Here is a 20,818-nt window from a genome sequence, read left to right as displayed (position 1 = left end):
TAACGCCCGGCTGTACTCCTATGTGGACCCAGCGGTTCGGAACGGGGAAACTCGCGTATCGGGCCATGGCGGGCCCATTCGCGGGCGCGGTCACCCCGCGCTCGGCGGGGTGGTTGCGAACGGGTTCAGGTGGTCAGGTGCTCCCGAGTGGGTGCGTAGCGCGGCACGTACTCCTGGCCGGTGAGCTTCTGGATCGCCGCCATCACCTCGTCGGTGACCGTCCGGATGTCGCGGGGCCCGTTGATGCGCTCGGCGACCGGGATCGGCGGGCCGAAGCGCAGGGTGACCGGGTGCCGGCGGGGCAGCCGCGCGTCGACCGGTAGCACCTCGGCGGTGCCGAGCACGCCGACCGGGATGATCGGCACCCCGGCGTCGCGGGCCAGCCGGGTCATTCCGACGCGGCCCCGGTAGAGCCGCCCGTCCGGGGAGCGGGTGCCCTCCGGGTAGACGGCGACCAGGCCTCCGGCGCGCAGCACCGGCACGGCGGCGTCGAGGGCGCGCAACGCGGCCCGGCCGTTGGCGCGGTCGACCGGGATGGCGCCCATGCCGGCGACGATCCGCCGGTTGAGCCAGCCACCGGGACCACGGCCGGTGAAGTACTCGACCTTCGCCCAGAAGGTGACGTGTCGGGGCGTCAGGCAGGCGAGGAACAACTCGTCGGCGACGGACAGGTGATTGCCGGCGAGGATCGCGCCGCCGTGCGGGGGCAGATGCTCCAGCCCCTCCACGCGGGGCAGCCAGCCCCACCGCAGTGTGGTGCCGACGGTCAGTTTGGTGAGGTCGTACAGCAGGGGCACAGGTCCTCCGGGAGCGGGTGGTTCAGTCGAGCGTGGGGCCGAGATGGGCGTCGAGGGCGGCGCGCAGCAGGGCCTCGTCGTCGAGTGCGCCGGTGGCCAGCGGCAGGCTGCCCCAGGCCCAGAGTTGGGCGATGCCGTGCAGGTTGGCCCAGAGCACGCCGGCGAGCACCGGTGCGGGCGCGTCGGTCGGCCGGCGGACCTGGGCCACCAGGTCGGCCAGGACGGCGAACAGCGGCAGGCTCGTCTCGCGTAGCCGCAGCCGGCCGCTGTCCAACAGGTCGTGGCGGAACATCAGCTCGAACATGCCGCGGTGGGCCGCCGCGAAGTCCAGGTACGTCCGAGCCAGTGCGGCCAATCGGGTACGCGGGTCCGGGCCGGCGTCGCGCATCGTCTGCTCGACGCGGGAGGTGAGGTCGGCGAAGCCCTCCCTGGCGATGGCCGAGAGCAGGTCGACGTGGGTGGGGAAGTAGCGGCGCGGTGCGCCGTGGGAGACCCCGGCGCGGCGGGCGATCTCCCGGAGCGACACCGCCGCCTGGCCCTCGCTCAGCACCAGGTCGACTCCGGCGGCCACCAGCCGGTCCCGTACGGCGCCCTCGTTGGTCATAGACACTGTCTACCAGGCAGGCGTAGACGCTGTCTACGCACACGTGATCGGGCGCAATATGCCGAGGTGAGCGTCACGAGGGCTCCCTCGCCTGCGCGATCTTGCACTTTCTGCCCCGACCTAAGGTGCATGTCACGCAAAACAGCGACCGAATGTGCAAGATCGCTGGTTACGACCCGGGGACCCGAGAGCCCGGGGAAGGGGGGCTGGAGTCGGGGACCCCGCTGTTACTCCTGAAGGAGCACGGACCAGATGTTGTCCCCGGCATCGTCTGTAACGACGACGTCGAGCTCGTGGCTTTGATACATCTCAACCTGATTCAGCGTGTGCGGGATTCCGGCCGGGGTGCAGGGCACCTCGAAGCGGCCCAAGGGCTCATACGAGAGGTCGATGCTTCCCGTACCCCTGCAGACTGCCGAAACCCAGAGCGTGCCTCTCGTGACCTTGACCCGGCCAACAACTCCGCTTCCCACGATGTTGGAAGCGGCAAGAAGTTCGCGCGCCCCGTCGACCTGTTGCGGCGTCGGCATGCTGGTCGTCGTCCGCGGGGTGGCGGTTGTCGTGCTCGTGCTGCCCTGGGAGACGGAAGGGTGAGGAGCGGCGGCCTGAGGGGATGTCTCGGTGCAGCTGGACAACGACCAAGCCGTCATGAACGCCAGAACCGCGCCTGCCGCCTGGTGCATCGTGCTCCCCTTCCACCTGGAGCCGTATCTGATGGAACTGTGCGGGGCTCAGCGGATGCGGGCCAGGATCCGGTCGGCGGGGGCCGGACGGCCGAAATGCCAGCCCTGGGCGGCGTCGCAGCCGATCGCCCGCAGCCTCTCGGCCTGACCGGCGGTCTCCACCCCCTCGGCGGTGACCGTCAGGTCCAGCGCGTGCGCCAGCGAGACCAGCGAGGCGAGGATCCGCTCGTCGGTGCGGCCGACCGAAGGCGACCGCAGGCCGGCGACGAACTCCCCGGCGACCTTCAGCTCGGTCACCGGCAGGTCCCGCAGATACGCCAGATTGCTGTAGCCGGTGCCGAAGTCGTCGATGGCGATCCGCACACCGAGGTCTGCCAGCACCCGCAGGGCGCGTACCGGCTCCTCGGCGGTGCTCATCATCGTGCTCTCGGTGATCTCCAGTTGCAGCCGCTCCGGCGGCAGGCCGGTCTGCCGCAGCAGCGCGCGGACCTCCTGCACCAGGCCGGGTCGGTGCACCTGCCGTACCGCCAGGTTGACGCTGACGAACGGCGCGGCGACGCCACCGGCCGACCAGGCCTCCGCCTCACGGCAGGCCTCGGCCAGCACCCACCCACCCAATTGGACGATCAGGCCGGTCTCCTCGGCCAACCCGATGAAGCTGTCCGGGCGTAGCACCCCCAGCTCGGGGTGGCGCCAGCGGACCAGCGCCTCGACGCCGACCAGGCTGCCGTCGCGCAGGGAGGTCAGCGGCTGGTAGTCGAGGTAGAACTCGCCCCGCTCCAACGCGGCGGGGATGGCGGCGGAGAGCGCGTACCGGGCCAGTTCACGTTGGTTGCGCTCGGCGTCGTAGAGCGCCCAGCGTGCCCCGCCGGCGGACTTCGCCCAGTGCAGGGTGCTGTCCGCGGCCCGCATCAGGTCACTGGGGTTGGCTCCGGCCACCTGCCGCTCGACGATGCCGATGCTCGCCGAGATTTGCAGCTCGTGCCCGTCCACAACGGCCGGTGTCCGTACTGCGGCCAGCGCGGTCTCGGCCACCGCCACCATGTCGTCGGTGCCTCCGGTGCGCTCCACCAGGATGACGAACTCGTCCCCGCCGAGCCGGGCCACCAGGTGCTCACCCATGGCCTGGCACAGCCGTTCGGCCACCGTGACCAGCAGCTGGTCACCGACCTGGTGCCCCAGGGTGTCGTTGACGACCTTGAAGCGGTCCAGGTCCAGGAAGCACACCCCGACCCGCTGGGCTCCCCGGCCAGGCTCGTTGAGCGCGGCGGTGAGCCGCTCGGTGAACAGCGTCCGGTTGGGCAGGCCGGTGAGCGGGTCGTGGGTGGCCTGATGCCGGAACCGGGCCTCGCTGGCGCGCAGCGCCCGCTCGGCCTGCGTCCGGGCCCTCATCGCGGCCCGGCGGATCGACTCCTGCTCGTCGAGCGTCCGGTCGCGCAGCGCGCGGGCGTAGCCGGTCGCCACGGCCGCCAGCAGCCGGGCCATCCGGTCCTCGACGTCCTCGGCCACCAGACCCAGGTCGCGCACCAACCGGAGCTGGATGACCTCGACGGTACGACCCAGCCCCTCCGCGGAGGCGATGTGCGCGGCGACCAACTCGGCACCGACCCGGTGCCCGGCCCGCAGGTCGAACGGCTCCGTCAGCAACGCGCCGGCCAGTTGCCCGGTGAGCCGGTCCAGCAGGGCCTCCAACTGGGCCTGGGTCATCGGCAGGTAGCTGGTGCCGGAGACCGCTTTCGCCCAGGCCCGGGCGAACGTGCCCGGGCGAGAGCTCGCCGCGGGCGTCTCAGGCACCGAGTCGCCCGACGCCGCCCATGAAGACCGCGCGCTCGGCGTCCTCCGCGCTCTCCGGAGTGTCCGGTCGCCACTGGGGCACCCAGACCACGCCGGGGTCGAGCAGCTCGAACCCGTCGAAGAGCGCGGTCAGCTCGGCTCGGCTGCGCACCCACAGTGGGTTGTCGGTCCGCCGGTAGACCCGTTCCGCCTCGGCGCGTTCGTCTTCGCTGCGCCCGTCGTCGCTGGCCTGCGACAGCACGAGGAAGCTGCCGGGGGCCAACGCGTCACGCAACACTCGCAGCAACTCCGCCGGTCGGTCGTCGTCGGAGACGAAGTGCAGGACGGCCACCACCATCACGGCCACCGGTTGGCTCAGGTCGAGCAGCTTGCGGACGTCGGGATGGGCCAGGATCGCCTCCGGGCGCCGCAGGTCCTCCTGCACCACCACCGCCCGGTCGTTGCCGGCGAGGATTTCGCGGCTGTGCGCCACCGCCACCGGGTCGACGTCCACATAGACCACCCGCGACTGCGGGTCGAGCCGCTGGGCGATCTCGTGCACGTTGCCGACGGTCGGGATGCCAGAACCGATGTCCAGGAACTGCCGGATCCCGGCCTCGGCGAGGTGGTGCACGGCCCGGCGCAGGAACGCCCGGTTGGCCTGCGCCATCAGCGGCGCCTCGGGCACCGCCGCGACCATCGCCTGCGCAGCGGCCCGGTCGGCGGCGAAGTTGTGCGAGCCACCGAGGTAGTAGTCGTACATCCGCGCGACACTCGGGCGCTCGATGTCGATGGTGTCGGGTGCCCAGTCCGGCCGCTGCATGCGTTCACCCCTCGAGTCCGCGACACGGGCAACGTCGCCCGCGCCGGTATTGTGCACCCGCCACGCACGCCAGACCATAGCGCGCCGAAGGTTGTCCGCCGACGTCGGTCGATGCGCGACGGTCCGCGCCAGCCGAAGCTGGCGCGGACCGTCGGTCGCGATGTCCCGCTCGACGAGCGGGGTCAGATCAGAACTTCGGCGCGTCCGGTGCCTCGAGCAGGCCGAGCCGCAGCGCGGTCATCAGCGCCTGCGCCCGGTTGGCCGCCCCGAGCTTCTCGTAGAGCTTGGAGATGTGGGTCTTGGCCGTGGACTCGCTGACGAACAGCTGCTTGGCGATACCCGCCACGCTCATCCCGTCGGCGAGCAGCCGCAGCACCTGCCCCTCCCGGGGAGACAACTGCGGGCCGGACGGAGCGAGCCGGCGCTTCATCGCCTCGGCCAGGTCGGCGGCGGTGAAGGCGCTGGGGGAGGAGGCGGCGTGCCGTGCGGCGGCCACCACCTCGTCGGCCGGGGCGGTCTTCGGCACGAAGGCGCTCGCGCCGGCCTCCAGAGCGCCGAAGAGCTGGTCGTCGCCGGCGTACATGGTCAGCACCACGATGCCCATCGACGCGCTGGACTTGCGCAGCGCGCGAGTGGCCTCCAGGCCGCTGCCGTCGGGCAGCCGCAAATCCATGATCACCACGTCCGGCTGCAGGGCGCCGGCCTGGCGTACGCCCTCCGCCGCCGTGGCGGCCTCACCGACGACCTCGAACTGGCGGTCGCGCTCGAAGGCGTGCCGCAGGCCCTTACGAATCAGATCGTGATCATCGACAAGGAGGACCTTGGTGCGGGTGGCCGGTGTCGGACTTGTGGTCATCCTCGGGTTACTCCCCTTCTGGTGCTGCGCTGTCGCGCACGTTATCTCGGCGGGACGAGGTGCCAACAACCACCGCCACGGTTGTGCCGCTGGGTTGCCGTGGCCTGATCTCCAACCGGCCCCGGATACGTTCCGCCCTCTCGGCCATGATCGCAAGACCGTACCGTCCGTCGGGGCGCTGGTCAGCCATCCCCTGACCGTCATCCGACACTTCTATTTGCGCGTACGGGGGGTCGATCTCACACGTGACCCACAAATTCGAGGCTCCGGCGTGCTTGCGCGCGTTGGTCACCGCCTCCTGCGCGATGCGCAGCAACTCGGCCTCGGTGGCGGCCGGCAGTCGGGCCGTGGACTCGTCCAGCGAGAGGTGCACCCGCAGCCCGCCGGACGCACCGACGGTGCGGGCGTACTCGGCGATCGCCGCCGCCAGCCCGCCCTGCCGGTCCACCTCGCTGCGCAGCTCGAAGAGGCTCAGCCGCAGCTCCTGGATCACCCGGGTCACCTCGCCGCGCAGCGTACGCAGGGCCTCGGCGGTCTCGTCGGCGTCGTCGAAGACGGTGGCCATCGCGTTGTCGATGCCGTAGCCGACCATCACCAGTTCCTGCGCCACCCCGTCGTGGATCTCCCGGGCCAGCCGCTGCCGCTCCTCGTTGGTGGCCAGCGAGCGCACCTCGTCGAAGAGCAGCGCCGCCTCCAGCCGCAGTGCGGCCGGGCGGGTCAGGGCGGTCACCCGGGACACCACCGGCGGTGGGTACGCGTGCGCGACGTCCGCCTCCAGCACCACCAGCCCCACCGTGCGCACCCCGGCGACCAGCGGAACGATCAGCGCGGACACGTCGGCGCCCCGGTGCGAGCGGGACTGCGAACGCGCGGCGGTCTGTGCCTGCTGGCTGGCCCAGGCGTCGGCGATCGCCGAGTCCGCATCGAGCGTCGTCTCCCAGTCCACCCGGTCGACGCCGGCCTGGGCGAGCACCACGAGCCGGCCACCGCCGCTGGCCGACAGCACCGCGCCCCGGTCCGCCCGGGCCACCGTGCGCAGCTCCTCCAGCAGGTGCTCGGAGATGCCGCCCGGGTCCAGGGTGGCCCCGGGCAGCTGCCGGGCCACCGTACGCAACTGGGTCAGCAGCCGGGTGGCCTCGGCGTACGGCTGGGGTTTGCCCTCACCGCGGACCGCCATCACCCGGTGCAGGGTGCCGGCGGCGTAGAGGCCCAGCGCCGCCAGGATCAGCCACTGCGCGCAGACCGCGAGGTAACCCGCCTGGCTGAGCTGGAGCCCTCCACCGACCTCGGTCAGCGCGCCGCTGACCAGGAGGGTGGCGGCGGCGACGGCGAGCAGGGCGGCGCCCTCACGGAAGCGTCGGCGCAGCGCGGTGACGGTCACCGGGACGGCCAGGTAGGGCAGCACCGCCGAGGCGCCGAGCCCGTCGACGGTGCCGCCGATCGACGCCACCGCGGCCACCTGGCTGGCGGCCAGGCCCAGCACCACCACCTCGGCGACCCGGCTCAGCGGCGCGATCAGCCGGTGCTGCGGGGCCAGCAGCGACGGCAGTCCGGCCACCGCCAGCAGCGCGATCCACCACAGCTGGGCGACGTCGCGGGTGGCGAACAGGGTCAGGATGGCGATCAGCGCCAGCATCACCAGGCGGGCGGCCGCGGCGAGGGGATGCGGGTGCGGTGCGGTGGCTGTGGATGCGGGCACGTGACGGATGGTAGTCAGCCTCGGTAGATATCGGCGATCTCCGCCGCGTACGTCTTGTGGACGACCTGGCGCTTGACCTTGAGCGACGGGGTCAGCTCGCCGGTCGTCTCGGCGAAGTCGCGGGGCAGGACCCGGAACACCTTGATCGCCTCGGCCTTGGAGACCGCCTGGTTCGCGGTGTCGATCGCGGCCTGGATCTCCTTGCGCATGGCCTCGTGCTCGCGCAGTTGCTCGACCGAGGTTTCGGCGGGCATCCCGGCACTCTCCAGCCAGGCCGGCAGCGCCTCCTCGTCGAGGGTGACCAGCGCCGCGATGAACGGCTTCCGGTCACCGACAACGACACACTGGCTGATCAACGGGTGTGCCCGGACCAGGTCCTCCAGCACCGCCGGGGCGACGTTCTTGCCGCCGGCGGTGACGATCAGCTCCTTCTTGCGCCCGGTGATGCTCAGGTAGCCGTCGGAGTCGAGGTTGCCCAGGTCGCCGGTACGGAACCAGCCGTCGCTGCTGATCGCCTCGGCGGTCGCCGTCTCGTTGCGCCAGTAGCCCTGGAAGACCAGATCGCCGGAGATCAGGATCTCGCCGTCGTCCTCGATCCGCACGGTCACACCGGGCAGCGGGCGACCGACGGTGCCCATCCGGGTGCCGGTGGGCAGGTTCGCCGCGGCGGCGGGCGAGGTCTCGGTCAGGCCGTAGCCCTCCAGGACAGTCACGCCGATGCCCCGGAAGAAGTGACCGAGCCGAGCGCCGAGCGGTGCGCCGCCGGAGATGGCGTCGCGGCACCGCCCGCCGAGCGCGGCGCGCAGCTTGCCGTAGACCAGCCGGTCGAAGACCACGTGCTGGGCGCGCAGCGCGATGCCGGGTCCGCCGGGGGTCTCCAGGGCCTCGCTGTACGCGATGGCGACCTGCTCGGCGCGGGCGAAGATGCCGCCCTTGCCGTCGGCCTCGGCCTTCTGCTTGGCCGCGTTGTAGACCTTCTCGAACACCCGGGGTACGGAGAGCACGAAGGTCGGGCGGAACGCCTGCAGCTCGGCGACCAGGTTCTTGGTGTCGGCGCAGTGCGCCATGGTGGCCCGTGCCTGCACGAGGCCGATCTGGATCAGCCGGGCGAAGGCGTGCGCCAGGGGGAGGAACAGCAGGGTGGACGCGCCGGCGTTGAACAGGTTCGGCAGCACCGGCACCGCGTTGGCGATGTCGGCGTACATGTTGCGGTGGGTGAGCACGCAGCCCTTGGGCCGGCCGGTGGTGCCGCTGGTGTAGATGATCGTGGCCAGGTCGTGGGCGTGGACCGCCTTGCGCCGCCGCTCGACCTCGGCCAGCTCGACAGTGGCGCCGGTCGTGACCAGCTCGTCGACCGCACCGAGGTCGATCTGCCAGACGTGACTGAGCTCGGGCAGCCGGTGCCGGACACCGGCGACCAGGGCGGCGTGCGCGTCGGTCTCCACCACGACGGCGACCGCGTTGGAATCCTCGAGGATCCATGCGGCCTGCTCGGCGCTGGACGTCTCGTAGATCGGCACGGTGACCGCGCCGACGGTCCAGATGGCGTAGTCCAGCAGCGTCCACTCGTAACGGGTGCGGCTCATCAGCCCGACCCGGACACCCGGTTCGATGCCGGCGGCGATCAGCCCACGGGCCACGGCGGCCACCTCGTCGCGGAACTGCAGGCAGGTCACCTCGGTCCAGGCGGTGGTGGTGCCGTCGGCGCCGGGGGTGGGGCGGGCGAACTGGACGGCGTCGGGCGCGACTTCGGCGTTGTCCCAGACCGGATCGGTGAGGTTGGCCGCGTCGCCAACGGTGACGATCGGCGGGACGGAGAACTCGCGCACCTGCACTCCTTCGTGCTCGCACTGGCGGGGCCGGCGGCCACCCTGGGCGTCGGCTGTGTCGAAACCTACCCGGCGGGCGGTCCAGATGGGTCAAGCAGGATGCGGGTAGCCTCCCCCCATGGCGGACTCCTCCACCCAGTCGATCATCATCGGCGCCGCACCGGATCGGGTGACGGCGGTCATCTGCGACTTCGCGCGCTACCCGGAGTGGACCGACGCGGTGCGTCGGGCCGAGGTCGTCGAAGAGTACGAGGACGGCTACGCCAGTCAGGTGCACTTCACCATCGACGCCGGGGTGATGGCCGACGACTACGTGCTCGCCTACGAGTACGCCGAGGACCTGTCCCGGATCGAGTGGCACCTGGTGGCCCCCTCGAAGATGCAGAAGAGCCAGCGCGGTTCGTACGACCTGGTGGGTAACCCGGATGGCAGCACCACGGTGACCTACACGCTGGAGGTCGACCTGTCGGTGGGGATGCTGGGGATGTTTCGGCGTAAAGCCGAGAAGATGATCATGGACACCGCGTTGAAGCAGCTCAAGCGCCGGGTAGAAGCAACCGGTGCGGCGCAGTGACGTGTCCGGTGGCACGGTAGAGGAGCCGACGGTGGGCGGAACGGATCCGGGCTCGGCCCGGGAAGAGGCGGAGCGGCTGGTCGCCACCCTGCTCGCAGGGGCGCGACTGGCCTCCACGGGCTCGGCCAGCGGCGCGTTCGGCTCGCTGGGCGGGGTGCTGTCCGGTGTCCTCGGTCACAGTGCCGGCCCGGATGGGCGCTCCGGGACCGGCGGTGCTTTCGCCACCGGTTCGGCCGAATGCTGCGTCTGCCCGGTCTGTCGCGGCATCGCCGCGTTACGCGACCCTAGTCCCGAATTCGCCGAACGCCTCGCCACCGGCGCCGGTGACCTCGCGGCAGGCGTCGCCAGCCTGCTCCGTGCGTTCTCCCCGGCGGAGCCGCCCGCGACGAGCCCATCCGAGCCGGCATCCGGGTCGAGCGCCCCGCCAGCGCCGACGCCCGCCGCGAGCACCGACGACGTGCTCCCGGAGCCGGCACCGAGTGACCCGTCCACCGGGGCCGGCGACGACCACGTGTGGCGCGATGCCACCCGCACCGGGCATGATTCTCAGCCGGCGCCGGAGCGGGATGTCTGGTCGGTCGCCACCCGGACGGCGGACCCACTCGCCCCGGCCGCCGCACCACCCGTCGACGACGCCGGGCCGGCGACCGTGCCGGCACCGACCACTCGTCCCGCGGTGCCCGCCTCGCGGGTGCCCGACGACACCGGTGCGCAAGCGCCGGGCGACGGCGCCTGAGCGCGGGACATACCGACCCGGACCGGCATGCGGCCGGGACACGGGTCGGACAGCACAGCAGAGGGGAGCGGCAGCGGTGACGCTGACCATCGGAGTCGACGTCGGTGGCACGAAGGTGGCCGGCGGTGTCGTGGACGACACCGGCGAAGTCCTCGTGCAGGCCCGACGGGACACCCCCGCCGATGACGTCGGCAAGACCCGCGACGTCATCATCGAGCTGGTCGGCGAGTTGGCGGCCGGACGGACGATCGAGGCCGTCGGTATCGGCGCGGCCGGCTGGATCGACGCCAGCCGCTCGACCGTGCTGTTCGCCCCCAACCTGGCCTGGCGCGACGAGCCGCTGCGGGAGTACGTCAGCAAGGCTGTCGGCCTGCCCGTGATCGTGGAGAACGACGGAAACGTCGCCGCCTGGGCCGAGTTCCGCTACGGCGCGGCCCGCGCCGCCGACGATTCAATGATCATGTTCACCATCGGCACCGGCGTGGGCGGCGGCATCGTCCTCGGCGGCGAGCTGATGCGGGGCGCCCACGGCATCGCCGCGGAGCTGGGCCACATGCTGGCCGTGCCGGACGGGCACCAGTGCGGCTGCGGGCGGCTGGGCTGCATCGAGCAGTACGCCAGCGGCAGCGCCCTCGTACGCTTCGCCCGAGCCGGCGCCCGGCAGGAGCCCAACCGGGCCACCGCGCTGCTGGCCCTGGCCGGCGGGGAGGTCGAGGCGATCACCGGTCCGATGGTGACCGCCGCCGCGCAGGGTGGCGACCCGATCTCCGCCGAGGCGTTCGCACAGATCGGCCGGTGGCTGGGCACCAGCCTCGCCGACATGGCGCAGATCCTCGACCCGCAGACCCTGGTGGTCGGTGGCGGTGTGATCGACGCCGGTGACCTGCTGCTCGGCCCGACGCGCCGCTCGTACCTCGACGCGCTCGCCCAACGCGGTCGCCTGCCGGTGGCCGAGGTGCTCCCGGCCGAGCTGGGCAACAACGCCGGGGTGATCGGCGCCGCCGACCTGGCCCGCAGGATCTGAAGCGGTCCGGGATGGGCCAGGGTGCGGGCGTGCCGCTGCGCGTGGTGTCGTACAACATTCACGGCCAGCGCGACGACACGGCCGCGCTGGCGGCGGTGGTCCGCGCCGCGACGCCGGACGTGGTGATCGTGCAGGAGGGGCCACGGCGGTTCCGGTGGCGGCAGAAGTCCGCCACGTTGGCCGAGTCGTTCGGCCTGGTGGTTGCCGCCGGCGGGTTGCCCGCGCTGGGCAACCTGCTGTTGACCAGCCTGCGGGTCCGGGTGCTGGGCACCCGGTGCCAACGCTTCCCGCTGACCCCCGGCCGGCACCTGCGCGGCGCCGCGTACGCCGACTGCCGGGTCGGCGACGCCCGGTTCACCCTCGCCGGCTCGCACCTGTCCACCGACCCGACCGAGCGTCCCGCACAGGCCGCCGAGTTCCGGCGTGGGCTGGACGCGGCGACCAGCCCGGTGCTGGCCGGGGCGGACCTCAACGAGGGTCCGGACGGGCCCGCGTGGGCAACGGTGTCCCGGGGGTTGACCGACGCCGCGGTGGCGGCCGACCGGGCGGACCGGCTCACCTACTCCTGCGCCGACCCGCGTCGGCGCATCGACGCGCTCTTCGTCGACCCGCGGATCACCGTGGTCGACTACGACGTGGTGGACACTCCGCAGACCCGCCGGGCCAGCGACCACTTCCCGGTCCTGGTCGACCTGCTGCTGCCCACCACCGGCTGACCTCAACCCGGCCCGACGTCGATTTGTCCGCGTCAGGGCTGGACATCCGGCTCCGTTGTGGAGAGGATTTCGCGGCGACCGGCACCCGTGCCGTACAAAAGGAGATGTCCCGGTGTCCACCTCCACCGACCACGGCCGGCCCGACCCGGAGGCGACCTCGTCCGGGCTGGGCAGCGACGACCGCCCGGTCTCCGACCGCGGCGACACGGTCTGCGTCATCGGGGCCGGGGCCAGCGGCCTGACGGCCATCAAGAACCTGCGCGAACACGGTTTCGGCGTCGACTGCTACGAGCGGGAGACCGGCGTCGGCGGCGCCTGGAACTGGCGACACGACCGCAGCCCGGTGTACGCCAGCACCCACCTGATCTCGTCGAAGCCGTTCACCCAGTTTCCCGACTTCCCGATGCCGGACTCCTGGCCGGACTATCCGCACCACAGCCAACTGCTGTCGTACTTCGAGCGGTACGCCGACCACTTCGACCTGCGCTCCCACATCTGGTTCGGCACCGAGGTCATCCGGGTGGAGCCGGCCGAGGGGGAACGGTGGGACGTGACCACCCGCTCCACCGGCGGGTACGGCCCGGAGCGCACCTCCCGGTACGCCGCCGTGGTGATCGCCAACGGCCACAACTGGTCGCCGAAGCTGCCCCGCTACGAGGGCCTCGAACAGTTCCGCGGCGAGATCATGCACGCCTCGTCCTACAAGGACCCGGCGCAGCTGCGCGGCAAGCGGGTGCTGGTGGTCGGTGCGGGCAACACCGGCTGCGACATCGCCGTGGAGGCCGCCCAGCAGGCATCGCGTTGCTGGCACTCCACCCGGCGCGGCTACTGGTACGCGCCGAAGTACGTGCTCGGCCGCCCCGCCGACCAGGTGAACGACAGCCTGTTGGCGCTGCGCGTGCCGCTGCGGTTGCGGCAGTGGCTCTACCACTGGACGCTGCGGTTGACCGTCGGCGACCTGACCCGCTTCGGCCTGCCCAAGCCCGACCACCGGGTGTACGAGACGCACCCGATCGCGAACAGCCAGCTCGTCTACTACGTGGGCCACGGCGGGATCGGCCCGGTGCCCGACGTCGCCCGGTTCCACCCGTACGCCGTGGAGCTGGCCGACGGCCGCGAGATCGACCCCGAGGTGGTCGTCTTCGCCACCGGCTATCTGCCGCGCTTCGAGTTCCTCGACGCGTCGGTGTTCGGTGACAGCGCGGGGGCGGGCCGGCCAGGGCTGTGGCTCAACGCGTTCACCCCGGGGCATCCGACGCTGGCGGTGGCCGGCCTGGTGCAGCCCGACTCCGGCCTGTTCACCCTGTCGCACTGGCAGACGGTCCTCTTCGCCCGACTGCTGCAGGCCCGCCGCGACCGACCAGAGCGGGCCGCGGCGTTCGGGCAGCGGGTGCGGGAACGGGCCGGCGAGCGCTACTCCGGGCCGGTCAAGGAGAGCAGCCGGCACTGGTTCGAGGTCGGTCACGCCGACTACCTGCGCGCCGTCGAGCGCGCCCTGGTCGAGCTGGAGGGCAAGTGAGCGCGAGTCAGCTGCGGATCATGCGGGGCCGGGAGTGGTCCCGTCCGGTCCGGCCGGCCCGGCGGGAGGTGCTCAGCGCCGTTCCCCAGTTGGAGGAGGGGCGGCCGCCGCTGCTCTTCGTTCCCGGTTTCGGGCACGGTGCGTGGGCGTTCGCCGAGCACTGGTTGGGTCACGCGGCGTCACGGGGCTTCCCGGCGTACGCGGTGAGCCTGCGCGGGCACGGTGGCAGCGAGCCGGCGCCGGAGGCGACGCTGCGGGCGTACGCCCACGATGTGGTTCAGGTGGCCGCGGGCCTGCCGCGCCAGGCGGTGCTGGTGGGGCACGGTGCCGGGGCCCTGGTGGTGGCGCACGCGTTGGCCCGCTACCCGGCGCGGGGTGCGGTGCTGGTGGCGCCGGTCTTCGGGGGTTGGGGAGTGCTGGGGGCGGCGTTGCGCCGCAACCCGGCCGGCACGTTGCCGGCGGTGTTCGGTGGGCCGTTGCGGCTCAGTCGTGGGCAGTTGTTCAGCCGCGAGTTGCCCGACGAGGAGGCCCGGCGCTACGTCGGACGGCTCGGTCGGGCGGGCCGGCGGGCGCAGTGGGCTCTGCTGGGCGAGCCGGAGGCCGAGCCGGCTGTGGGCGCACCGCCGGTGCTGGTGCTGGGCAGTCCCGATGACCGGGTGGTGCCGGCGTCGACGTTGACTCGGGTGGCCCGCCGGTACGGTTCGGCGCCGCTGCTCTTCCCCGGGATGGGCCACGACGTGATGCTGGACGCCCGTTGGGCGGAGCCGATCGACGCGATCCTGGACTGGCTGGAGAAGGAGCCCGCGGGGCACTGAGCAACCAGGCCGGCCGCACACCGGTCAGGTCTGCGCCGCCGGCCTCGCGGGTGGCCGGGTCAGCCGCTGGTCTGGCGGGTGGCCTGGCCGGCGGTCGGGGTGGCGGGGCGGGGCACCCGGGCGGCGTCGTCGGGGTTGGCGTCGGTGCTGGTCAGACGGCCGACCAGGGCGCCGCGCTCGTCCAGCGCGTGGAGGTAGGAGCGGGCCCAGGCCCGGATGTCGTGCTGGCTCAGGTGGGCGCGCATGGCCCGCATCCGCTGGGTGATGTCGGCCGGGCTGGCTCGCAGCGCCGCGCAGATGCCCTGCTTGAGCCCTTCCAGGTCGTGCGGGTTGACCAGGTACGCCTGGGACAGTTCGGCGGCGGTGCCGGCGAACTCGCTGAGCAGCAGAGCGCCCGTGTCGTCCACCCGGGCGGCCACGTACTCCTTGGCGACCAGGTTCATCCCGTCGCGCAGCGGGGTCACCGCCATGACGTCGGCGACCCGGTAGAGCGCGGCCAGCTCGGCGCGGTCGAAGGGCTGGGTCAGGTAGTGGATCGCGGGTTCGCCGACCCGGCCGAACTCGCCGTTGATCCGGCCCACCTCGCGTTCGATCCGCTCACGCAGGATCTGGTACTGGCCGACGCGTTCCCGGCTCGGCATGGCGACCTGCACCAGCACCGTGTCGCGGACCTTCACGTCGCCGCTGGCGAGCAGTTCGCTGTACGCCTTGAGGCGCTGCTCGATGCCCTTCGTGTAGTCCATCCGGTCCACGCTGAGGATGACCTGCCGGGGGTCGCCGAGGTCCTGCCGTAGCCGGCGGGCGCGAGCGGCCACGTCCGGGCGGGCGGCGAGCGCGCCCATCTCCGCGGTGTCGATCGAGACGGGGAACGCGCCGATGCGGACGACCCGGTCGTCGATGCCGATTCGCCGGTCGGTGGCCGGCAGATCCAGGACCCTGGTCACCAGTTGGGCGAAGTTGTGCGCCGCCTGCACGCGCTGGAAGCCGACCAGGTCGGCGCCGAGCATGGCGCGCAGCAGTTCGGCCCGGCGCGGCAGCTGCATGAAGAGCTCCGGCGGCGGAAACGGCACGTGCAGGAAGAACCCGATGCGCAGGTCCGGACGGAGCGCCCGTAGTTGGCCGGGGACGAGTTGCAGGTGGTAATCCTGCACCCAGACCATCCCGCCCTGCTCGGTCACCTCGGCGGTCGCCTCGGCGAAGCGCTGGTTGACCCGCTGGTACGCCTCCCACCACCGACGGTGATGCTGCGGCTGCTCGACGGCGTCGTGGTAGAGCGGCCAGAGGGTGGCGTTGGCGAACCCCTCGTAGTGGTCTCGCAGGTCATCGGGGCTGAGCGCGACGGTGTGCATCCGGACACCGTCCACGTCCGGTAGTGCGGGCGCGGGCCCGGTGCCGCCGGCCCAGCCGACCCAGGTGGCCGGGGTGTGCCGCAGCAGTGGGTGCAGCGCGCTGACCAGCCCGCCCGGGCTGCGCCGCCATTCGCAGGCCCCGTCGGGCGCCTGGTTGTCGTCGATGGGGAGGCGGTTGGCCACCACCACAAGGGAACTCTGTCGCATCTCGGGCATTCCGATCAGCAGAGGGCTGACCGCCGCGAGCAAGGAAAAACCGGTCAGTCAGCGGGGGAAGTGACGTACAGCGGTATTCCTACTGACAGTAAGTTACACCACTGTTACGGCCTCGGCGGGTCGGTGCCGTCCCGGGATGCGGGCCAGGGTCAGACGACGGCGCCGTTGTCCGGGTCGTCCTCGTCCTCGTCGCCGGGGCGCAGCCGCCAGATCAGCGTGACGAAACCGGCCAGAATGCCGGTGAACCCGAACAGGGTGACCGCCGAGCGGTCCACCGGGAGCAACCAGGGGAAGAGGAAGAGCACGAACCCGATGACCACGCCGAGCACGCCGACCACCGCGTACTTGCTGACCCGGGGCAGCGGCGGCGGTGGCGGCGGGTGGTAACCCTCGTCGTCCTCGTCGTCGGGCAGGTCGGCGCCGAAGGTGTCCAGCCCGTCCAGCAGCGACGGCTCGTCCGGCCGGGCGCCGCGCCCGACCGAGATCCCGGAGATGTCGGTCGCGGACGGTAGCCGGCGGACGTCGGTGGCGGTCGGACCGGGCTCGTCGGCCCCGGAGCGGGCCAGCGGGCCAGCGGACGGCTCGTCCCGCTCGTCCACGTCCTCCGAGGCCGGCCACGGGTGCTCGCCGACAGTGGAGGAGGTGTGGAAGCCGGCGACGATCCGCGCCCACTCGGCGTCGATGTCCGGTTCGTCCCGGGCGGGTGGCTGCTCGGGAGTGCTCTCGTCGGCGAGCTGGGTCAGGTAGTCGCGTGCGGTGGTCAGGTGCGAGCGGTCGACGTAGAGCCGGTCGACCGGCCGGGCCGGAACGGTGGTGGTGCGGGTGACCGGGTTGAGGTCGGCGGAGGGCTGCAGGTAGGCGGCGATCCCGCCGGCGGCCAGCACGTCGAGCAGGTGCTCGCCGACGCGCGGATCGACGTCGCCGACGACGGCGTACTCGTTCGCGTCGAGCCCGTTGTCCCGCCGTCCCCGGCGGGCACCACCCGCTGACACCCGGACATCCCCCTTAACGCGCCGCTCGACGCGACCGCCCCTGGCTCCCTCGACGCCCGACCGCACGCCGTGCTCTGAATCGTGACACGTCCGGGCATGGTTCCGGGAGTGCGTTGTGTCGCGTCTTCCAAAGTCACGGCTACCGCCGCAGGTCGCGGCGGGGGTTCTTTGTCCCTTCTTGCTCAACAAGTGCGATCTCGATGATCGATGGCACCTGGGCGACCCGACACGCCGAGCATTGCCCTGCTCAACTGCCGGCGATCGAGGGGCTGACTCGACGGGTGCGGCCCTCAGGGCAGGTGGAGCAGGGTGGGGGCGTGGTGCCGGGCGGCGAAGTCGTGCAGGCGGGCGCGGGCGGTCGCGGCGGCGGGTGGGTCGATCTCGGCCAGCGGGCCGATCGCCAGGGCCATGGTGATGATCTCGTCGGTCACGTCGGCCATCTGGGCGTAGCTCGCCGACGCGGACGTCAGCAGGCCCGCGGCGGTGGCCGCGTCCCCGTCGTGCCGGGCCAGGGTGGCGTCGGCGACCTGGCGGGCGGCGCGGGCCCACGGGGTCATCCGGGGGGCCCGGTCGAGCAACTCCCGGACCAGCCGGGCGGCGTCGGCGCCGAGTACCCCGGCGACGTGCCCGACGGCCGGCACCCACTCCGCGAACGGGATCATCCGGGTCCGTCGCCAGTCCTCGTCCAACTCGGTCAGCAGCTCCATCGCCTCGCCCCGGCGGCCCTGCACGGCCCGGCACAGCGCGGCGTGCGCCAGGGTGGAGCGCAGCACCCGATGGAATCCGCTGCGGCGCGCCGCCACCAGAGCCTGCTCGACCAGATCCGGCCCCGCCCCGCCCGGTCCCGCAGCCCCGCCCGGCTCGGCGCCGGCCAGCCCGCGCATCCAGCCGGAGACCGCCACGATGTGCAGGTCCCACTCCGCGGTCGGCCGACGGGTCGACTCCGCTGCCATCGCCAGCGCGGCCGTCCAGTCACCCGCGTAGTACGCCCGCGCCCACTGGTCGGCGAAGCTGGTCGCCAGGCTGTGCTCGCCGCCCAGATCGAGGGTGAGCTGCTCGTCGACCAGCCGAGCCGAGCCGGCCAGGTCGCCCTCCTCCTGCAACGCCCAGGCCAGGTTCTGCACCGCCCGACGTCGACTGGTCAGCCGCTCCACCCTGCAGTGCTCGGTCACCTCGACCAGCTCCGGGTACGCCGAGGCGGAGCCGGCCAGGTAACGCGCGACCGCCAGGGTGATCCGCGCGTTGGCCTGCACCTCACGCAGGTGGAGCCGCTCGGCGAGGGTCTCCGCGGCCCGGGCCGCGGCGCACGCCGGGTCGGTCTCCGCGTTGAGCATGTGCACGCGGGCCAGCTCCAGCAGGGCGCCCGCCTTCTCCTGGCTGTCCGGTAGCTCGCTGTAGATGCCGATCGCCTGGTCCAGGCAGTGCAGGGTCGCGGAACGGTCGGCCCGACTCCACGCGGCGGTGGCCAGCAGCGTCCAGGCCCGCGCCGCACCCGTCCGGTCGCCACCCGCGGTGAGCCGCTCGGCCAGCCGGGTGAGTGTGTCCGTGCCACCAGCGACCAGGAACGCGTCGCCGTCGCGGTAGAACGCCAGCTCCGCGTCGAACAGCTCGAGCGCCGGGTCCGGCCCGACGTCGAGGGCCAGCGCCCGACTGACAAGCGCGGCGGCCGTGTCCAACGCGTGCAGCTCGTACGCCCGGCGGGCCGCCCGGTGCAGCGCGGCCCGCGCGGGCGGGGCGTAGGGGGCCGTGTCCAGCCCGACGGTCCGGGCGATCTCGTGGGCGGCCCACCGATGGTTGGCGAGCACCTCGGCCAGGTCGTGTTGTCGGCCGTCATTGAGCTGCGCCATCCAGTCGGCGGTGCGCTGGTGCCGTAGGACCCGCTCGGCCCTCGGCAGCCGCTGGTAGCAGACGTCCCGCACCAGGATGTGCCGGAACCGGTACTCGGACTGGCCGGGCATCGTCGACGTGTCCTGCTCGTACACCAGGTCACGCCGTTGCAGCCGGTCCAGCGCGCGCTCCACCCACTCCACCGGCCGCCCCAGCGCCGTCGCCACCGGCGCGGCCCAGAACTGCACGCCGACCACCGCGGCGGCCTGGAGCACCGCCCGGTCGGCCGGGTCCAGCAGGTCGAGCCGGTTGGCGATGACCGCCTGCACCGTCCGGGGCATCTCCGCGCCACCGTCGGGGTCGAGGCGGGCGGGCGAGCGCACCGCGTCGAGCAGGCCGCCGTCGAGCAGCATCCGGGCGTACTCCTGGGCGTAGAGCGGGTTGCCGTCGGCGAACTCGATCAGGGGAGTGCGCGCGGTCGTGGGCAGCGTGGACTGTCCGAGTAGCAGCGAGTAGAGCGTGTCGATGTCGGTGTCGTGCATCGGCGGCACCGAGATGGACATCGCGCCGCTGATCGTCGCGGTCCACGCCGGGTGTCGTTCCCGCAGCTCCGGCCGCGCGGTCGCGACGACCAGCAGCGGTACGCCGCGCGCCGTCGCGCCCAACTGCTCGACGAAGGCGAGCATCGCCTGGTCCGCCCAGTGCATGTCCTCGAAGGCCAGCACGGTCGGACCGGTGGCGGCCAGGGCGAGCAGGAAACGTCGCCAGGAGGCCTCGGTCTCGCCGGGGGTGAGCCGTTCGCCGGGTACGCCGATCAGCGGTCCGAGCGCCTCGGCCAGCCGGGTCGCGTGCGGGTCGGCGAGCTGCCCCAGACGGGCCCGCAACCGTTCGCGCAGGGCGGCCGGGTCGTCGACCTCCGGCACGCCCACCCAATTTTTCACGATGTCCGCCAACGCGGCCCAGGTGACGTTCTCGCCGAACGGCGGGCACTGCCCGACGAGCCAGGTGACCGGAGGTCCGGGCAGGCTTGCGGCGTGCCGTGCGAGCTCGCGCAACAGCCGGCTCTTGCCCACGCCGGCTGGGCCGAACACCGTCACCAACTGGGAGGTCCGCTCGGTCACCGTCCGGTGCAGCGCGTTGACCAGCAGGCCGCGCTCGTGCTCCCGGTCCACCATCGGCGTCAGCTCGGCGGTGCGCAGGTCCCGGTGCGGCCGGACCTGCACGGCCAGCCAGATCCGGCTCTCCGCGGACCGGCCGCGCAGCGTGACCGGCGGTTGGTCGGCGTACTCCATCTCGTGGCGGGTGGCCGACCAGGTGCTCTCGTCGACGACGACGCCGCCGGCCGGGGCGAACGCCTGCAACCGGGACGCCGTGTTGACCACGTCGCCGGTGACGAAGGCCTGCCCGCCGTCGCGGGTGGCGGAGAGGTCGACCAGGGCCTCGCCGGTCGCGATGCCGACCCGGAAGCCGAGCGGCGGCTGCGGGCCGCTGGGCTGGTGGGCCAGGCTGCGTTGAAGCTCCAGACCGGCGCGGACGCACCGCAGCGCGTCGTTGTCGGTGGCCACCGGCGCGCCGAACAGCGCCATCGCCGCGTCCCCGATGTACTTCTCGACCACCCCGCCGTACTGGTGCACGATCCGTCGCACCGTGGCGAAGTAGGTCTGCTGCAGGCCGCGGGCCTGTTCCGGGTCGGCCCGTTCCGCGTACCTGGTGAAGTCGACGATGTCGACGAAGAGCACGCTGACCTGGCGCCGGTCCTCCTGCACCACGACCACGTGCTCCCGCAGCGGTTGACCGCAGCTGGTGCAGAAATTGACCTCGGTGCTGTTGGGGTGCCCACAGTGCGCGCAGTTGACCGCGAGCGGCTGGCCACACCCACCGCAGAAGCGGTCGTCCGGCCCGGCCGCGCGGGCGCAGTGTCCACACCTGAGGTCGATGTTCAGCTCCGTGGGCGAGAGGGGTCAGTATCGCGGCGGCCCCGGCCAG

The 20,818-nt window shown here is 72.6% G+C and carries 17 protein-coding genes; 6 read left to right on the top strand and 11 right to left on the bottom strand.

Annotated features, from left to right (window positions below):
- Positions 1-125: 125 nt before the first annotated feature.
- The 8 genes from HNR20_RS06020 to HNR20_RS05985 form a co-directional block, all read right to left on the bottom strand.
- Entirely contained in the window at positions 126-797 is a 672-nt protein-coding gene (locus HNR20_RS06020) for a lysophospholipid acyltransferase family protein (RefSeq protein ID WP_184177175.1), read from the bottom strand.
- A 22-nt stretch (positions 798-819) separates the two neighbouring features.
- Positions 820-1,401: a TetR/AcrR family transcriptional regulator gene (locus HNR20_RS06015; RefSeq protein WP_184177174.1), complete on the bottom strand. Its 582-nt coding sequence runs from the start codon at positions 1,399-1,401 to the stop codon at positions 820-822.
- A gap of 227 nt (positions 1,402-1,628) precedes the next feature.
- On the bottom strand, positions 1,629-2,084 hold the full coding sequence (locus HNR20_RS06010; RefSeq protein ID WP_184177173.1) for a hypothetical protein: 456 nt from the start codon (positions 2,082-2,084) through the stop codon (positions 1,629-1,631).
- Between the two features lie 48 nt (positions 2,085-2,132).
- Positions 2,133-3,791 carry a putative bifunctional diguanylate cyclase/phosphodiesterase gene (locus HNR20_RS06005; protein ID WP_221310194.1) on the bottom strand — a complete coding sequence of 553 codons (1,659 nt, stop codon included), beginning with the start codon at positions 3,789-3,791 and terminating at the stop codon, positions 2,133-2,135.
- A 79-nt stretch (positions 3,792-3,870) separates the two neighbouring features.
- Positions 3,871-4,680: an SAM-dependent methyltransferase gene (locus tag HNR20_RS06000; protein ID WP_184177171.1), complete on the bottom strand. Its 810-nt coding sequence runs from the start codon at positions 4,678-4,680 to the stop codon at positions 3,871-3,873.
- Between the two features lie 187 nt (positions 4,681-4,867).
- A complete protein-coding gene (locus HNR20_RS05995) occupies positions 4,868-5,536 on the bottom strand; it encodes a response regulator transcription factor (RefSeq protein ID WP_007072219.1) in 669 nt (222 codons plus the stop codon).
- Positions 5,537-5,543: 7 nt separating this feature from the next.
- The gene (locus tag HNR20_RS05990) at positions 5,544-7,235 is read right to left on the bottom strand and encodes a GAF domain-containing sensor histidine kinase (RefSeq protein ID WP_184177170.1); all 1,692 of its coding nucleotides are present in this window, start codon (positions 7,233-7,235) and stop codon (positions 5,544-5,546) included.
- Between the two features lie 14 nt (positions 7,236-7,249).
- Entirely contained in the window at positions 7,250-9,064 is a 1,815-nt protein-coding gene (locus HNR20_RS05985) for an AMP-dependent synthetase/ligase (protein WP_184177168.1), read from the bottom strand.
- Between the two features lie 118 nt (positions 9,065-9,182).
- On the opposite strand from HNR20_RS05985, the gene HNR20_RS05980 reads away from it, so the two are divergent.
- From HNR20_RS05980 to HNR20_RS05955, 6 genes are all read left to right on the top strand, one after another.
- Positions 9,183-9,638: an SRPBCC family protein gene (locus HNR20_RS05980; RefSeq protein ID WP_110564133.1), complete on the top strand. Its 456-nt coding sequence runs from the start codon at positions 9,183-9,185 to the stop codon at positions 9,636-9,638.
- A gap of 31 nt (positions 9,639-9,669) precedes the next feature.
- Positions 9,670-10,374, top strand: coding sequence for a hypothetical protein (locus HNR20_RS05975; RefSeq protein WP_184177166.1), 705 nt, complete (start codon positions 9,670-9,672; stop codon positions 10,372-10,374).
- A 76-nt stretch (positions 10,375-10,450) separates the two neighbouring features.
- The gene (locus tag HNR20_RS05970) at positions 10,451-11,398 is read left to right on the top strand and encodes an ROK family glucokinase (RefSeq protein WP_184177164.1); all 948 of its coding nucleotides are present in this window, start codon (positions 10,451-10,453) and stop codon (positions 11,396-11,398) included.
- Between the two features lie 11 nt (positions 11,399-11,409).
- Positions 11,410-12,114, top strand: a complete 705-nt coding sequence (locus tag HNR20_RS05965; RefSeq protein WP_184177162.1) for an endonuclease/exonuclease/phosphatase family protein — start codon at positions 11,410-11,412, stop codon at positions 12,112-12,114.
- Between the two features lie 112 nt (positions 12,115-12,226).
- Positions 12,227-13,633 carry a flavin-containing monooxygenase gene (locus HNR20_RS05960; RefSeq protein ID WP_184177160.1) on the top strand — a complete coding sequence of 469 codons (1,407 nt, stop codon included), beginning with the start codon at positions 12,227-12,229 and terminating at the stop codon, positions 13,631-13,633.
- Between the two features lie 20 nt (positions 13,634-13,653).
- On the top strand, positions 13,654-14,448 hold the full coding sequence (locus HNR20_RS05955) for an alpha/beta hydrolase (RefSeq protein ID WP_184188053.1): 795 nt from the start codon (positions 13,654-13,656) through the stop codon (positions 14,446-14,448).
- A gap of 59 nt (positions 14,449-14,507) precedes the next feature.
- Here HNR20_RS05955 and HNR20_RS05950 read toward each other — a convergent pair whose 3' ends face one another.
- From HNR20_RS05950 to HNR20_RS05940, 3 genes are all read right to left on the bottom strand, one after another.
- Positions 14,508-16,004 (bottom strand): alpha,alpha-trehalose-phosphate synthase (UDP-forming), encoded by a 1,497-nt coding sequence (locus HNR20_RS05950; protein ID WP_229687200.1) that lies wholly within the window; start codon positions 16,002-16,004, stop codon positions 14,508-14,510.
- Positions 16,005-16,162: 158 nt separating this feature from the next.
- Positions 16,163-17,005 carry a DUF308 domain-containing protein gene (locus HNR20_RS05945; protein WP_184177156.1) on the bottom strand — a complete coding sequence of 281 codons (843 nt, stop codon included), beginning with the start codon at positions 17,003-17,005 and terminating at the stop codon, positions 16,163-16,165.
- A gap of 290 nt (positions 17,006-17,295) precedes the next feature.
- On the bottom strand, positions 17,296-20,769 hold the full coding sequence (locus tag HNR20_RS05940) for an ATP-binding protein (protein ID WP_184188051.1): 3,474 nt from the start codon (positions 20,767-20,769) through the stop codon (positions 17,296-17,298).
- Positions 20,770-20,818: the final 49 nt, after the last annotated feature.

Origin of the sequence: Micromonospora parathelypteridis (assembly GCF_014201145.1) — a bacterium.
GTDB classification, from domain to species: Bacteria; Actinomycetota; Actinomycetes; order Mycobacteriales; family Micromonosporaceae; genus Micromonospora; species Micromonospora parathelypteridis.
Note: the sequence above shows the minus strand (reverse complement) of the source record. Positions and strands in the feature narration are given on the sequence as shown.